Source organism: Gordonia zhenghanii (genome assembly GCF_021738965.1).
GTDB classification, from domain to species: Bacteria; Actinomycetota; Actinomycetes; order Mycobacteriales; family Mycobacteriaceae; genus Gordonia; species Gordonia zhenghanii.
In genome coordinates, this window is the sequence record NZ_JAKKOQ010000011.1 from 41,869 (window position 1) to 56,234 (window position 14,366).

A 14,366-nucleotide genomic window follows, 5' to 3' on the forward strand; every position below is an offset into this window, starting at 1 on the left:
TAGCAAATGCTTGCTAGGTTAAGCTAGGGCTCATGACGACGATCAATCTCGCCGATCGGACCGTCGACCTCGGCGAATGGGCTGCACGCACGCCAGATGCGGACAGTGTCTTCGAGAGGGCGGTCCGCGACTGGCTCGCCGACAATCTGGTGGGCGACTTCGCGAACCTCCGGGGACGCGGCGGTCCAGGCAGCGAACACGAATTCTTCGCCGAGCGTCTCGACTGGGACCGGCATCTCGCCGCCGCCGGGTGGACGTGCCTCGGCTGGCCCGTCGAACACGGCGGTCGCGGCGCGACGATCGGGCAGCGCATCATCTTCCATCGCGAGTACGCCCGCGCCGGTGCGCCCGCACGGGTCAATCACCTCGGCGAAGAACTGCTCGGTCCGACGCTCATCGAGTACGGCACGCCGGAGCAGCAGAAGCGGTTCCTGCCGCACATCGTCGACGTGACCGAACTCTGGGCACAGGGCTACTCCGAGCCGGGCGCGGGAAGCGACCTGGCAGGCGTCGCCACCTCTGCCGTGCTCGACGGCGACGACTGGGTGATCAACGGCCAGAAGATCTGGACGTCGCTCGCGCATCTGTCGCAGTGGTGCTTCGTCATCGCCCGCACGGAGAAGGGGTCGGCTCGACATAAGGGGCTGAGCTTCCTCCTCGTCCCGCTCGACGCCGAGGGCGTGACGATTCGCCCGATCCAGCAGATCACCGGAACCTCCGAGTTCAACGAGGTGTTCTTCGACGACGCGAAGACGTCCGCCGACCTCATCGTCGGTGAGCCGGGCGACGGCTGGAAGGTCGCGATGGGGCTGCTCCAGTTCGAGCGCGGAGTCTCCACGCTCGGTCAGCAGGTCGGGTTCCGGCGTGAGCTCGACGATCTGATCGCGCACGCGAAGCGCAACGGTGCGATCGACGATCCCGAGATCGCCACGCGCCTGCGTCGCGCCAAAGTCGGACTCACCGTCATGGAGGCGAACGCGCGTCGCACTCTCGCTGGCGACATCGTCTCCGAGGCGAGCGCGGCGTCGGTCACGAAACTGCTGTGGGGCAACTGGCATCGTGACCTCGGCGAGCTCGCGGCAGCGGTCGCAGGCGCGCCGACGCTCCTCGGCCCCGATGCGACGACCGAGGGCCGCGCCAACGACATCGCCGATCCCGAACACGTGGAACTCGACGAATGGCAGCGGCTCCTGTTGTTCAGCCGAGCCGACACGATCTACGGCGGCTCGAACGAAGTGCAACGCAACATCATCGCCGAGCGAGTCCTCGGCCTACCCCGAGAGGCACGCCCGTGACCACCACACCCTCTGACGCGACCCCGTCCCCGCTCGCCACTCCGCCCGAGGAAGTGCCCGGACACGACCTCCTCAAAGGCAAGAAGGCGGTAGTGACGGCGGCGGCAGGCACCGGCATCGGGTTCGCCACCGCCCGCCGCATCCTCCTCGAGGGAGGCGACGTTCTCGTCTCCGACTTCCACGAACGCAGGCTCGGCGAGACCGTCGACAAGCTCGCCGACGAGTTCGGCGCCGATCGCGTCACCTCCCACATCTGCGATGTCTCGAGCACCGAGCAGGTCGACGGCCTCATCGCGACGGCGGCTGAGAAGCTCGGCCGGATCGACGTCCTGGTCAACAACGCCGGACTCGGCGGGGAGACTCCCGTCGCGGACATGACCGACGAGCAGTGGGACCGCGTCCTGGACATCACGCTCAACAGCACCTTCCGTGCCACCCGGGCGGCCCTGCGCTACTTCCGCGACGCAGACCACGGCGGCATCCTGGTCAACAACGCGTCTGTCCTCGGATGGCGCGCCCAGCGCGGGCAGGCCCATTACGCGGCCGCCAAGGCAGGCGTCATGGCGCTCACCCGGTGCTCGGCGGTCGAGGCTGCCGACTACGGCGTCCGCATCAACGCGGTCGCGCCGTCGATCGCGAAGCATCCGTTCCTGGCGAAGGTCACCACCGACGAACTGCTCGACGAACTCGAGTCCCGCGAGGCGTACGGCCGAGCCGCCGAGGTCTGGGAGATCGCGGCGACCATCGCGATGCTCGCCAGCGACTACACCACCTATCTGACCGGCGAGATCGTGTCGATCTCCAGCCAGCGCGCCTGACGTCGCGCACCACCATCGAGGAGTCTCAGACATGACCGCACCGCAGGCATACATCGTCGACGCCGTCCGTACCCCGGTCGGCAAGCGCAAGGGATCGCTCGCCGCCGTCCACCCGGCAGATCTCGGCGCACACGTGATCTCGGCGATCGTCGAACGCACCGGCATCGACCCCGAAGTGGTCGACGACGTGATCTTCGGCTGTGTCGACACCGTCGGTCCGCAGGCAGGAAACATCGCTCGTACCGCGTGGCTCACGGCCGGGATGCCGCTCGGCGTTCCCGGCACGACGGTCGACCGTCAGTGCGGGTCGAGCCAGCAGGCCATCCATTTCGCGGCGCAGGCCGTGATGAGTGGAACTCAGGACGTCGTCCTGGCGGGCGGCGTGCAGAACATGAGCGCCATCCCGATCAGTCAGGCGATGATCGCCGGACAGGAACTCGGCTTCACCACTCCGACCGCGGAGTCGCGCGGATGGCGTAAGCGATTCGGCGACAACGAGATCAGCCAGTTCGTCGGCGCCGACATGATGGCCAAGCGTTGGGACGTCTCACGCCGCGACATGGAGGAATGGTCGCTGCAGAGTCATCAGCGGGCCAAGGCAGCGATCGCCGCCGGGCGCTTCGACAACGAGTACGTGCCGCTCGGCGACTGCGTCGTCGACGAGTGCCCGCGGGACACCTCGCTGGAGAAGATGGCGTCGCTCGACGTCCTCGCCGAAGGCTCCGACCTCACCGCCGCGGTGGCATCGCAGATCTGCGACGGCGCGTCCGCGACTCTCGTCGTGTCGGAGAAGGCGCTCAAGGAGTACGGACTCACCGCCCGCGCCCGCATCCATCACATCTCGGTGCGCGGAGACGACCCGGTGATGATGCTCTCGGCGCCGATCCCAGCGACGAAGTACGCCTTGGAGAAGACCGGGCTGAGCATCGACGACATCGACGTCGTCGAGATCAACGAGGCCTTTGCGCCCGTCGTCCTGGCCTGGCTCAAGGAGACCGGTGCCGATCCCGCCCGCGTCAACGCGAACGGCGGTGGGATCGCGTTGGGGCACCCCCTCGGAGCCACCGGAGCCAAGCTGTTCGCGACGTTGTTGAACGAACTCGAACGCACCGGCGGACGCTACGGCCTGCAGACAATGTGTGAAGGCGGGGGAACTGCGAACGTGACAATCATCGAGCGACTCGGCTGACTCGAAGCGTCAACCGCGACTGCACTACTGCGGGCGATCACCGAAAGGTGTTCGCCCGCAGTGCTTTCCGCAAGTTCCTTGCCGCCTTCGTCGGGACACTGCTATGTGGTGATCGCTATCGCAAATAGATGATGATGTGACGTTGACAACATCCAAATCCAGTGTAATCGTTATCAGAGACAGATGGACTCGACGATAAGGACTGGCTATGGGCAGGTTGGACGGCAAGGTCGCATTCATCACCGGAGCTGCGCGCGGTCAGGGGCGTAGTCACGCGATCCGGCTGGCACAGGAGGGCGCCGACATCATCGCCCTCGACGTCTGTGCACCGATTCCGAGTGTGGAGCGGCTCTACCCCGGAGCCTCCGACGACGACATGGCCGAGACGATCGACAAGGTCAAACAATTCGGTGGCCGCATCGTGTCGGCCAAGGCCGATGTGCGCGACTTCGATGCAATCGCGAAGGTCGTCGCCGACGGTGTCACCGACTTCGGCGGAATCGACGTCGTCAGCGCCAATGCGGGCATCTTCGTCTTCGGGGAGTCGTCGCACCTCGTCAGCGAGAGTGACTGGGACGAGGCTCTCGACATCAACCTCAAAGGGGTCTGGCACACGTGCAAGGCCGTGACTCCGGCGATGATCGACGCGGGCAAAGGCGGGTCGATCGTGATCACGAGCTCCACGGCGGGAATCAAGGGCACCCCGAACGTGGCGCCGTACACGGCGAGCAAGCACGCCGTGGTCGGGCTCATGAAGACTCTCGCGCTCGAACTGGCGCCCCATTCGATTCGCGTCAACACCATTCATCCGACGGGTGTGGCCACCGACATGATTCTCAACGAAGCGACATTCAAGCTGTTCCTGCCGGACGAAGAGCACCCGACGAAGGAGCAGGCCGCTCCAGTGTTCACCACGACCAATGCGCTGCCGGTCCCGTGGGTCGAAGCCTCCGACATCAGCAACGCACTGCTGTTCCTGGCGTCCGACGAGGCCCGGTACATCACGGGCAACGAACTCAAAGTCGACGCCGGGTACTGCATCAAATGATGCGGAAGGGCTGACTGATGACCGAGCTTCTAGAACATTCGGACGCACTCGACGACGAGGCGGTCGCATCGAAGTGGGCGGCGCGCTTCTCGGAGGCAGTTCGGGCCGGTGGCGGCGCAGCAGAGCTGTTCGTCGAGGACGCATGGTGGCGCGATCTGTTGGCGTTCACCGGCGACCTCCACAGCAGGCAGGGCGTGGCCGCACTGGACGCGCAACTCGTCGGTGCGCGCAGCGCGCTTCGTGGTTCGGTGCAGGTCGCGGCTCCACCCGACTTCGCCGCCGTCCTGCCGGGTGACGACGGTGCCGTGACCGCGTTCCTCGCGTTCGAGACCGTCGACGGCCGGGGCCAGGGCCTGGTCCGTCTGGCCAGTTCAGACGGCGTCTGGCGCGCGGTGTCGCTGTTCACCACGCCGGAAGAACTCCGCGACTTGCCGTTCGCGGCAGGGGCCGCGCGCCCGGACGGCAATTCGGTGGATGGGCGGACGTGGCATGCGCGTCGGGCAGCTGAACGTGACCTGGGCGACGGGGAGCCGGACGTGCTCATCGTCGGAGCCGGGCACAGCGGTCTCGGCCTGGCCGCGTACCTGCGTGCGATGGGTCTGCGCCCGCTGCTCGTCGATCAGAATCAGCGGGTCGGCGACAACTGGCGTCACCGATACGACTCGCTGGTCTTGCACGATCCCGTGCACTACGACGAGATGCCGTTCTTTCCGTATCCGCAGACGTGGCCCGTGTTCGCACCCAAGGAGAAGATGGGCGACTGGCTCGAGTTGTACGCGTCGGCGATGGAACTCGACGTCTGGTGCTCCACGACTGTCGACGACGCCGAGCGGGTCGGTGACCGTTGGCGGGTCACACTGCGCAGCGGCGCGAGCGAGGGTGGAGCCAGACGAACTGTGTCGCCCGCGCACGTTGTCCTCGCGACCGGTGTCAGTGGCACGGTCCCGCAGACGCCACAGGTCCCGGGCGAGTTCGACGGACCTGTCGTGCATTCGAGCGGCTATCGGGGCGGCGGTTTCGGTGGAAAACACGTCGTGGTGGTCGGGACCGGCAACAGCGGACACGACGTCGCTCAAGACCTCGTGGAACACGGCGATCGAGTGACGATGATCCAACGTGGGCCGACGTATGTGGTCAGTGCCGGCGCGGTCGGCGCGGTGATGATGGGTGCGTCCTACTCGGACAGTTCGCCGCCGACGTCGATCTCCGACTACCTCGGGGCTTCGTCGCCGCACCTGTCCGCAGCGACGACGGCCGGACTGCAGGCGGCTACTGCTGCCATGGCGGAGTACGACGCCGAACTGCATCGCGGCCTGTCGGCTGCGGGTTTCGCTCTCTCGCACGGCGACGACGGGACCGGCTCCATGAGGCTGTTCCTCGGGCGGGGCGGCGGTTACTACATCGACGTCGGCTGCAGTCGATACATCGTCGACGGCGCCATCTCGGTCCGATCAGGTGTGTCGCTCGACGGCTACGACGGGCGCGACGTCCTGCTGTCGGACGGTTCTCGGGTGGCCGCGGACGCTGTGGTCCTTGCTACCGGATTCGGTGGGATGGAGAAGACGGCGCGCGCGATCTTCGGCGACGAGCTCGCGGAGAGCTGCGGGCAGGTCTGGGGACTCGACGACGAGGGTGAAGTGTGCGGCGTCTGGCGTCGCACCGCGCAGCCCGGCTTCTGGTTCGCCGGCGGCAACCTCGGCTTCGCGCGCATGTACAACCGCTATCTCGCACTGACCATCGGCCAGGACCACCTGGCCAAGAAGAAATCGGAAAGGGAAATGGCATGACGATCGACGAACTCTTGCAGATGGAGGAGATCCGGCAGCTTCGGATCGGATACTCGAACTACTTCGACGGGCACGACGTCGCAGGCTTGACGACGCTGTTCTGCGAGGACGCGGTGTGTGAATTCCCCGAGGAGTACGGCGGCGACTGGATCGGCCGCGACACGATCATTGCGAACTTCACTCGCGAACTCGATCGTCTGGGCGAGCCGTACGACACCATGCACGTCGTCACCAACCCGTGGATCACGCTGACCGGACCTGACAGCGCGCGCGGCCGCTGCTACCTCATCGACCTGCTGACCAGGCAGAAGGCGGGGAGTGGTCACTGCACTACCAACGGCGGGCACGCGAACCCGTTGTACTACCTCGGGATGTATGAGGACGAATACCGGAAGGAGGACGGCGTGTGGAAGTTCGCGAGTATCAAGCTGCCGTTCTTCTGGCCGGATCGGACGTTCGAGTCGGTCAAACACCCGGACTGACTCGGTACGCACCTGGCGCGGTTGCCCCCTGTGATTCACCACACGGTGCCGGTAGGATGGGATGAGTTTCAGAATCTGTCTCAAACCGATGGCAGTTCGTCATGAAGTGGAGGGTCCTATGACCAAGCCTGCAGAAACCGTGGTGCGCGCCGGCGACAAGGTGTCGTCCGAGTCGCACAGCCTCACCGAACTGCTCGAGATCCAGAAGGCCGCATTCCTGCGGGACGGGAACCCGGACGCCAAGACGCGTGTGGACCGCATCAACCGCCTCGGCCAGATGCTCCTGGATCACGCCGACGAGATCACCGAGGCGCTCAACGACGACTTCGGCACCCGCCCGAAGGAGCTGTCCATCGCGGCAGACGTGGCGGGCTGCATGATCGACCTCACCCATCAGCGGCGCGACGCCGAGAAGTGGATGAAGGAGGAGAACGTCTCGCCGCTGCAGGGGCTCCTGGGCTACAAGCAGCGTCTACGTCACGAGCCGCTCGGCGTCGTCGGGATCATGGGGCCGTGGAACTTCCCACTGCAGTTGACGATCGTTCCTGCAGGGTCGGCGTTCGCCGCAGGCAACCGCGTCCTGATGCGTCCCTCGTCGGTCACCGCGAAGACCACTGACGTCATCGCTCGCGTGGCCCCCGACTACTTCTCGATCGAAGAGTTCGCGGTTGTCACCAGCAAGCACGGCGGCGGAGCCGACTTCGCGAAGCTCGACGTCGACCACATGTTCTTCACCGGATCGCCGGAGGTCGGAAAGTCGGTCGCCCAGGAGGCGGCGAAGAACCTCACCCCGGTGACCCTGGAGCTCGGCGGCAAGAACCCTGCGATCGTCGATCCGGTACAGGACATCACGGTCGCCGCGAACTTCCTCGCCGACGCCCGCATGGTCAACGGTGGACAGGTGTGCCTGTGCCCGGACTACGTCTTCGTCCCGGAGAGCAAGGTCGGCGAGTTCACCGAGAAGGTGATCGCGCGGTGGGCCAAGAACTTCCCGACGATCCTCAAGAACGGCGAATACACGTCGACGGTGAATGAGAAGAACTACACCCGCATCGTCGGCCTGATCGACGACGCAGTGGAACTCGGAGCCACCAAGCACCAGGTGATCCCGGCGGGCGAGCAGCTCCCGGACGCGGACGCACGCAAGATCCCGCCGACCGTCCTGACCGGCGTCAAGGCGGGAATGAAGGTCGAGGAGGACGAGGTCTTCGGCCCGGTCCTCACCGTCTACCCGTACCGCAACCTGTCTGAGGCGATCGACAAGATCAACTCCGCCGGGCATCCGCTCACCCTCTACTGGGTCGGCACCGACAACGAGAACCTGCAGCGCGTCGCCGACAACACGCGAAGCGGATCGATCAGCGGCAACGACTTCGCGTTGCACCTGCTGTCGAGTGGCCTGCCCTTCGGTGGCGTCGGCAAGTCCGGCATGGGCAGTTACCACGGCAAGTTCGGGTTCGACACGTTCAGCCATGCGCGCGCAGTGACGCTCTCGACGATGCCGATCAGCTTCGCCCAGATCATGTCGGCGCCGTTCACTAAGAGCGACAAGCGTCTGACCGGTATGCAGATGAAGATGTGGCGCTTCCTCCAGGGCCGCGCCTCGCGGAAGTCAGTCAAGAGCTGAGCTCCACTTCCGCCGACCGAGCGGCACTCCCGCTGATTGAGCGGTACTTCCGCTGGTCGAGCGGAGTCGAGACCCCCGCCGGTCGAGCGGTACTTCCGCTGGTCGAGCGGAGTCGAGACCCCCGCCGGTCGAGCGGTACTTCGGCTGGTCGAGCGGAGTCGAGACCTCCGCTCGACCAGTCTTTTCTGGTTTGCCACCGCTGTCTGTCGAAGCCACCGAACCAAGCACTTGCTAGGGTAAACCGATAGTCAGCTGAAGGAGGCATGGTGGCGGCGAAGTCGACCGCATCGGGTTCGGCCCGACGAGACGAACTGCTCGGGATCGCGGGGGAGTTGTTCGCCGAACGCGGACTGCGGTCGACGACGGTTCGCGACATCGCCGACGCGGCAGGAATCCTCTCGGGGAGCCTGTACCACCACTTCGACTCGAAGGAGTCGATGGTCGACGACCTCTTGCGTGGTTTCCTCGACGCGTTGTTCGACAGGTACCGCGAGATCGACGCCGCGGACCTGAGCGCAGCGGATACCTTGCGCCAGTTCGTGATCGCGTCCTTCGAGTCGATCGACGCGCGGCACACGGCTGTCGCGATCTACCAGAACGAGGCGCGCAGGCTGAGCGGCCAGGAACGCTTCTCCTACATCCACGAGCGGAACGTCGAGTTCCGCGAACTCTGGGAGTCGGTGCTCCGCCGCGGTGTCGCCGACGGCGACTTCCGGAGTGACCTCGACGTCGAACTGGTCTATCGGTTCTTACGGGACACGGTGTGGGTCGCCGTTCGCTGGTATCGGCCGGGCGGTCCGAAGACCATCGACGACATCGCCGCGCAGTACTTGTCCGTCGTGCTCGACGGCGTGCTGCCGCGCTGACGTCAGGCGGTCAGTCCCGGGTCGACGCGGTGACCGTGAACTTGGCATTCCGCGTGATCTGTCGTGTCGGTCCGACGAGACGTTCGAGCGACCCGCGGTAGCGCAGGTGCGAATTCCAGACGCACCACAGTTCGCCGCCGCTCTCGAGGGCTCGCGCGGAATCGGCGAACAAATGGTGCGCGATCCCGGTGGACAGTGCCGCGTCGCTGTGAAACGGCGGGTTCAACACGATGAGGCGTTGCGATCGCGAAGGCACCGCTTCGAGCCCGTCGGCCTGTTCGACCCGCACCCGCTCGGTGACGTCGTTCGCTTCGGCGGTCGCGCGTGCCGACCGCACTGCGGCTGCCGAACGATCCGTCGCTGTCACTGTGACGTCGGGGCGAGCGCGTGCCAACGCCGCCGCAATCACGCCCGAACCACATGCGAGGTCGATCGCAGTGGGGGTGTCGGGAGCGGCGTCGTCGAGCGCGTCGAGCAGGAGTCGAGTGCCGATGTCGATTCGGGCGCCGGCGAAGACCCCGCCATGCGCGGCGACCGTCAATCCGTCGTGGGTCTGAACCCGTGGCCATGCGGCAAGTAGGTCGGCGGCGGCGTCTCGTCGTGGGCCGCGTGCAAAGAGAACCCGTGACTTCTGCCGCGCGTGGCTGACGTCCACCCGCTCGAATGACTCGAGCAGGACGTCGTTCATCTGCATGGACATGTGCTTGATCCGCCCGCCGGCGACGACGACCACGTCGGGGTCTGCATACGCGGCGATAAGCGCGGACACCTCGGCTAACCGGTCGAGCGCGCGCGGGAGCCTCATCAACACCACGCGGGCGCCGTCGACGAGGTCAGGGGTGAACCCGAGCGCACGGAACGGTGGGCCGCCGAGACGTTCGGCGTTCGCGACGAGTGCCCGGCCGCCCGTCACCAGGTCCTGGTGGACGCGGACGCCGTCGGCCCCTGAGCCCAGCGTCAGTGCGCCGTACGCGTCGTCGATCACCGCGACGGTTCCGCCCGGCGCCTCGGCGAGCCATGGTGCGGCCTCGTCGAGGATCAGTCGGTCCGCGGCGTCCGACGCCGACAGGCTCGGCCCGTCGACGTCCGGGAAGCGCCTCAACTCCTGCAGATCCACCACCGCAGACTACCGAGCGGGCGCCAACGTCTCGGTGAGAGCGGCCGTCATCGCACGTGCCGCGGCCGACGGGGCCGACGCGGACGCGAGCGAGAGCGAGGTCTGGACCGAGTCGGCCACCGGGATCGCGACCAAGGTGGCGCGTCCGTCGGCCATCGTGGCGGTCAAGACGCCGACGCCACTGCCGAGTTCGACCAGGGCCAGGACTGCCTCGGGTGAATAGGCGGCCACAGACGGCGTCACGTCGACGTGCGCGGCGGCACACGTGGCGGTCAGCGCCGACCGAACCCCGGTCCCCGCCGGAAGGCTCAATACCGTCGCCTCGGCGAGATCGGCGCAGGAGACTGTGTCCCGATCGGCCCACGGGTGGTCGGTCGGGACCACTGCGGCGAGCGGTTCGCGGATCACCGTCAGAGCGGTGACCGTCTCCGGAAGGTCCTCGGCGTGCGCGACCAGGGCGACGTCGAGCCGCCCGGCCGCGAGCCCGACGATGAGCCGATCGGAATTGTCCTCGACGACCGACACGCTCACACCGGGGTACGAGCGGCGAAAGGCGGCGAAGCCTGCGAGATAACCGGGCACCGTGCAGCCGATCACCGTGCCCAGACGCAGGCTTCCGCGCATCATTCCCGACAGCTCGTCGCTGACAGCTCCGATGGCCGTCACCGATGCCAGCGCGGCGCGCGCGTGCGGCAGCACCTCGAGCCCGGCGTCGGTGATCGAGACGGATCGGGCTCGACGGTCGAAAAGTCGATGACCGAGTTCGTGTTCCAGCTTGGCGACCTGAGCAGAGACCCCGGACTGACTGACGTGCAGGTCGGCGGCGGCAGCGGTGAACGAACCGAGGTCGGCCACCGCGACCAGGTATTTCAGCTGGTGCAGTTCCATAAGCATTGATGCTAGTTCGCATCATTACCAGCTGTTGGACTGATGGGTCAGGCAAGGGACAGGCTGGAGTTATGAACCAGATGACCCCGACGGCGATCGCCGAACTCTACTTCGACTGCTGGTCGCGAAAAGACTTCACCGACCTCGCCGCGCACCTGTCGCCGGACTGCCGATTCGCCGGGGTGTTCGGCACGGCAAACGGGCCCGACGAGTTCCTGCGGGGCCTGACGGGGATGGCCGCGGGAACCGACTCGCTCACGGTCCTCAAGCGAGTAGCCGACGCAACCGACGTCATCACCTGGTTCGATCTTGGCATGGGCGGGGCGCCCGCCACTGCGGTCGCGAACTGGACTCATGTCGACAAGGGATTGATCACCGAGGTGAACGTGACCTTCGATCCGCGCGAGATCCTCGCGGCGTCGTCGTAGGCGCCCCGTACGATGACCCCATGGCCTCTGTGCTCGCCGTCTGCGTCGTCCGCACCCTTCGCCCGGACTCGGGCCGGTCGGGAGTCACTGCGATAGACAAGGGGCCGGTCGACGGGCGCGTGAAAGTGAACGACTACGGCTTGTACGCCGATGTCCAGGCCGATCGGAAGCACCACGGCGGACTCGACAAGGCGGTCTACGTCTACGCGCAGGAAGACATCGACTTCTGGGCGGCCGAGCTCGGTCGCGACATCCCGTTCGGCTTCTTCGGCGAGAACCTCCGTACCGAAGGCATCGATGTCAACGGCGCCAGAGTCGGGGAACGCTGGAGTATCGGCTCTGAGGTGATCGTCGAAGTCACGTCACCGCGCATCCCGTGTCAGACGTTCTCCCGCTGGATGGGCGACGACGGCGACGGCTGGGTGAAACGCTTCGCACAGGAACGCCGCCCCGGACCGTATCTGCGGGTCGTGACGCGCGGATCGATCGGCGTGGGCGACGAGATCAACGTGCTCGAAGTGCCCGCCGACGCACCGACGATCCGTTCGCTCGCGATCTGACGCCCGCTTGAACGTCCCGCTCAAACGTCGTCATCGGCGACCGGGCCGCCTTCGCCCTCCCAGGTCTCGATCATCCGTACGCCGGTGCGTGAGAACTTCCGACGCACACCGACGCCACCGAACTCGTCCTCGGGAACGAACCGCGCACCGTAGGTGACCAGCGCATCAGTCAACCGTTGGATCTGCCCTTCGTCGAAGACGTCCGCGCCCTTCTCGTACTTACGCAGCGCGTCAGCGTCGAGGTCGGCGTTGCGGGCGATGGTGCGAGCCGACACCTGACAGAGGTGACGAGCGGCGCGCGCGAGGGAACTGTCCATGTGGAATTCGAGAGCTGGCATGCCTCCATCATGCATCCGACGAAACCGACTTCTGTGCTGACCGATCAGTTACGGCCTCCTGGCGGGTCTATATCTGTGACGGCACCCAGCAGAGGTGTCGCGGAACAAGGGGACTCCCATGCACAAGATGATCTTCGTCAACCTGCCCGTCGTCGACCTCGACCGATCGCGCACCTTCTTCGAGTCGATGGACTATTCGTTCAATGACAACTTCTGCGATGGCAACGCCCTTGCACTCGTCCTCGGTGACTCGATCGTCGCGATGCTGCTGCAGCGAGAGCTGTACCAGTCGTTCGTTCCTCAGAAAGAGGTGGCGGATCCGCGCACGTCGAGCGGCAGCATCGTCTGCCTCAGCGCGGAGGGCCGCGACGAGGTGGACGCCCTCGTAGGCAAGGCGATGGCGGCAGGCGCGACCGCGGGCGACACTGAGGACCACGGATTCATGTACGGACGATCGTTCTACGACCTCGACGGCCACGCCTGGGAGATCATGTGGATGGATCCGGCCGCTGCGGAAGTCGGACCGGAGGCTTACGCGGAGCAACAGGCCTGACCGTCGTCGAACTAAGGGGCGCAACATGACCGACGAACGGTCCTTCGAAGCGGCTACCTCGTCGTACCGCGCGGAACTCCTCGTGCACTGCTACCGGATGCTCGGTTCGGCGACCGACGCCGAGGATGTACTTCAAGAGGTGTACCTCCGCGCGTGGAAGGCGTTCCACCGCTTCGAAGGACGCTCGTCGGTCCGGACCTGGATGTACCGGATCGCCACCAATACCTGTCTGTCTGCCCTCGACGGACAATCCCGGCGACCGCTCCCCACCGGATTGGGCACCGAGGCCGCTGATCCCCGGATTCCAGTGGTGGCAGACGATGAGCGACTCTGGCTGCAGCCGTTGCCGGACGCTCTGCTCGGCGACCCGTCCGACGCAGTCGTCGTGCGAGAGAACGTCGGCCTGGCGATGGTCGCCGCGATGCAGGATCTGCCCGCCAGTCAACGAGCAGTGCTGATCCTGCGCGACGTCCTCGCCTTCCACGCTGACGAGACCGCCGGGCTGCTCGACATGACGGTCGCCGGCGTGAACAGCGCACTCGCACGTGCGCGTAAGACGATGGGCGAGCACACCCGCCGCGACGGACGCCGAGCCGACCGACTCACCGAGCACGAGCAGTCGGTGTTCGACGAGTTCTGTCGCGCATTCGCCGACCACGACGTCGACGGTGTGGTCGGGGTACTCGCGAGCGACGCAGTGTGGGAGATGCCCCCGTTCCCCGGTTGGTACCAGGGCGCCGCGGAGATCGGTGAACTCACGGAGAACCAGTGCCCTGCAGCGGCTCCCGGCGATCTCAAGATGGTTCCGACGGTGAGCAACGGACTGCCTGCGGCCGGCATGTACATGCGTGACGGGGAGGTTTGGCGACCATTCCAACTCGACGTCATCAGCATCGCCGACGGGGCTGTGGCGCACGTCGCAGCATTCTTCGGCGAGGACCTGTTTCGCCTGGCCGGACTACCCGCCGTCCTGACGTGAGCTGACACCGGTCAGAGATGCCGCGACCAACCGCGAACCCGCGATTTGGCAAGCCGGTCAGACCTGTGTAACTTATTCGAAGTCAGCGCGACACCGCGCAGACGACTTCCGCCCGACCAGGGCAGACAACCTCCACGAGTGAGTCAACTCTCCGGAAACGGGGAACGAGCGACCTTGGACAGAGTGAGTCACATCTGGTAGGCTGGAAAGGTCGGCCTGAAAATGGTTGGCAAACAATTTATGTGCTTGCTGGAGTTCGGCCCATGTTGTGGGTTGGTGCTGGTGGGTGTGTGTTCTTTGAGAACTCGATAGTGTGTGATGGATTTTCTTGTGCCATATTATTTTTGTTTTGTGGCTGAGATTGTCTGTTTGTGACAAGGATGAATCCTTT

The 14,366-nt window shown here is 65.7% G+C and carries 15 protein-coding genes; 12 read left to right on the forward strand and 3 right to left on the reverse strand.

All coding sequences use genetic code 11. The annotated features are described in order from the left end of the window. Positions 1-32: 32 nt before the first annotated feature. The 8 genes from L5G32_RS12750 (at position 33) to L5G32_RS12785 (ending at position 9,112) form a co-directional block, all read left to right on the forward strand. Positions 33-1,295 carry an acyl-CoA dehydrogenase family protein gene (locus tag L5G32_RS12750; protein WP_237011432.1) on the forward strand — a complete coding sequence of 421 codons (1,263 nt, stop codon included), beginning with the start codon at positions 33-35 and terminating at the stop codon, positions 1,293-1,295. Next, positions 1,292-2,113, forward strand: coding sequence for an SDR family oxidoreductase (locus L5G32_RS12755; RefSeq protein ID WP_237011433.1), 822 nt, complete (start codon positions 1,292-1,294; stop codon positions 2,111-2,113). Before L5G32_RS12750 ends, L5G32_RS12755 begins: the two co-directional genes overlap by 4 nt. A gap of 31 nt (positions 2,114-2,144) precedes the next feature. Further along, on the forward strand, positions 2,145-3,302 hold the full coding sequence (locus tag L5G32_RS12760; RefSeq protein ID WP_237011434.1) for an acetyl-CoA C-acetyltransferase: 1,158 nt from the start codon (positions 2,145-2,147) through the stop codon (positions 3,300-3,302). A gap of 208 nt (positions 3,303-3,510) precedes the next feature. Beyond that, positions 3,511-4,350, forward strand: coding sequence for a mycofactocin-coupled SDR family oxidoreductase (locus L5G32_RS12765; RefSeq protein ID WP_237011435.1), 840 nt, complete (start codon positions 3,511-3,513; stop codon positions 4,348-4,350). A 17-nt stretch (positions 4,351-4,367) separates the two neighbouring features. Beyond that, positions 4,368-6,137: a flavin-containing monooxygenase gene (locus L5G32_RS12770; RefSeq protein WP_237011436.1), complete on the forward strand. Its 1,770-nt coding sequence runs from the start codon at positions 4,368-4,370 to the stop codon at positions 6,135-6,137. After that, positions 6,134-6,619 carry a nuclear transport factor 2 family protein gene (locus tag L5G32_RS12775; protein WP_237011437.1) on the forward strand — a complete coding sequence of 162 codons (486 nt, stop codon included), beginning with the start codon at positions 6,134-6,136 and terminating at the stop codon, positions 6,617-6,619. The genes L5G32_RS12770 and L5G32_RS12775 overlap by 4 nt, the downstream gene beginning before the upstream one ends. 118 nt (positions 6,620-6,737) lie before the next feature. Beyond that, a complete protein-coding gene (locus tag L5G32_RS12780; protein ID WP_237011438.1) occupies positions 6,738-8,246 on the forward strand; it encodes an aldehyde dehydrogenase family protein in 1,509 nt (502 codons plus the stop codon). A 263-nt stretch (positions 8,247-8,509) separates the two neighbouring features. Then, entirely contained in the window at positions 8,510-9,112 is a 603-nt protein-coding gene (locus L5G32_RS12785; protein WP_237011439.1) for a TetR/AcrR family transcriptional regulator, read from the forward strand. A 10-nt stretch (positions 9,113-9,122) separates the two neighbouring features. Here L5G32_RS12785 and L5G32_RS12790 read toward each other — a convergent pair whose 3' ends face one another. Together L5G32_RS12790 and L5G32_RS12795 are read right to left on the reverse strand one after the other, a co-directional pair. Then, on the reverse strand, positions 9,123-10,229 hold the full coding sequence (locus tag L5G32_RS12790) for a class I SAM-dependent methyltransferase (RefSeq protein ID WP_237011440.1): 1,107 nt from the start codon (positions 10,227-10,229) through the stop codon (positions 9,123-9,125). A gap of 9 nt (positions 10,230-10,238) precedes the next feature. Continuing rightward, a complete protein-coding gene (locus L5G32_RS12795) occupies positions 10,239-11,117 on the reverse strand; it encodes a LysR family transcriptional regulator (RefSeq protein ID WP_237011441.1) in 879 nt (292 codons plus the stop codon). A 71-nt stretch (positions 11,118-11,188) separates the two neighbouring features. On the opposite strand from L5G32_RS12795, the gene L5G32_RS12800 reads away from it, so the two are divergent. Together L5G32_RS12800 and L5G32_RS12805 are read left to right on the forward strand one after the other, a co-directional pair. Next, positions 11,189-11,545, forward strand: coding sequence for a nuclear transport factor 2 family protein (locus L5G32_RS12800; RefSeq protein ID WP_237011442.1), 357 nt, complete (start codon positions 11,189-11,191; stop codon positions 11,543-11,545). 20 nt (positions 11,546-11,565) lie between these two features. Then, positions 11,566-12,105, forward strand: coding sequence for an MOSC domain-containing protein (locus tag L5G32_RS12805; protein WP_237011443.1), 540 nt, complete (start codon positions 11,566-11,568; stop codon positions 12,103-12,105). 20 nt (positions 12,106-12,125) lie between these two features. Here the strand turns inward: L5G32_RS12805 and L5G32_RS12810 are convergent, their stop codons facing one another. Then, positions 12,126-12,443, reverse strand: a complete 318-nt coding sequence (locus tag L5G32_RS12810; protein WP_237011444.1) for an XRE family transcriptional regulator — start codon at positions 12,441-12,443, stop codon at positions 12,126-12,128. A 118-nt stretch (positions 12,444-12,561) separates the two neighbouring features. On the opposite strand from L5G32_RS12810, the gene L5G32_RS12815 reads away from it, so the two are divergent. Both L5G32_RS12815 and L5G32_RS12820 read left to right on the forward strand, forming a co-directional pair. Further along, positions 12,562-12,996 carry a VOC family protein gene (locus L5G32_RS12815; RefSeq protein ID WP_237011445.1) on the forward strand — a complete coding sequence of 145 codons (435 nt, stop codon included), beginning with the start codon at positions 12,562-12,564 and terminating at the stop codon, positions 12,994-12,996. After that, positions 12,953-13,975 (forward strand): sigma-70 family RNA polymerase sigma factor, encoded by a 1,023-nt coding sequence (locus tag L5G32_RS12820; protein WP_265738990.1) that lies wholly within the window; start codon positions 12,953-12,955, stop codon positions 13,973-13,975. The genes L5G32_RS12815 and L5G32_RS12820 overlap by 44 nt, the downstream gene beginning before the upstream one ends. Positions 13,976-14,366 lie beyond the last annotated feature (391 nt).

Bases quoted from the DNA above. Each gene is read 5' to 3' on its own strand.
- L5G32_RS12750 (WP_237011432.1), top strand. From the start codon at position 33: ATGACGACGATCAATCTCGCCGATCGGACCGTCGACCTCGGCGAATGG.
- L5G32_RS12760 (WP_237011434.1), top strand. From the start codon at position 2,145: ATGACCGCACCGCAGGCATACATCGTCGACGCCGTCCGTACCCCGGTC.
- L5G32_RS12765 (WP_237011435.1), top strand. From the start codon at position 3,511: ATGGGCAGGTTGGACGGCAAGGTCGCATTCATCACCGGAGCTGCGCGC.
- L5G32_RS12770 (WP_237011436.1), top strand. From the start codon at position 4,368: ATGACCGAGCTTCTAGAACATTCGGACGCACTCGACGACGAGGCGGTC.
- L5G32_RS12775 (WP_237011437.1), top strand. From the start codon at position 6,134: ATGACGATCGACGAACTCTTGCAGATGGAGGAGATCCGGCAGCTTCGG.
- L5G32_RS12780 (WP_237011438.1), top strand. From the start codon at position 6,738: ATGACCAAGCCTGCAGAAACCGTGGTGCGCGCCGGCGACAAGGTGTCG.
- L5G32_RS12785 (WP_237011439.1), top strand. From the start codon at position 8,510: ATGGTGGCGGCGAAGTCGACCGCATCGGGTTCGGCCCGACGAGACGAA.
- L5G32_RS12795 (WP_237011441.1), bottom strand. From the start codon at position 11,117: ATGGAACTGCACCAGCTGAAATACCTGGTCGCGGTGGCCGACCTCGGT.
- L5G32_RS12800 (WP_237011442.1), top strand. From the start codon at position 11,189: ATGAACCAGATGACCCCGACGGCGATCGCCGAACTCTACTTCGACTGC.
- L5G32_RS12805 (WP_237011443.1), top strand. From the start codon at position 11,566: ATGGCCTCTGTGCTCGCCGTCTGCGTCGTCCGCACCCTTCGCCCGGAC.
- L5G32_RS12810 (WP_237011444.1), bottom strand. From the start codon at position 12,443: ATGCCAGCTCTCGAATTCCACATGGACAGTTCCCTCGCGCGCGCCGCT.
- L5G32_RS12815 (WP_237011445.1), top strand. From the start codon at position 12,562: ATGCACAAGATGATCTTCGTCAACCTGCCCGTCGTCGACCTCGACCGA.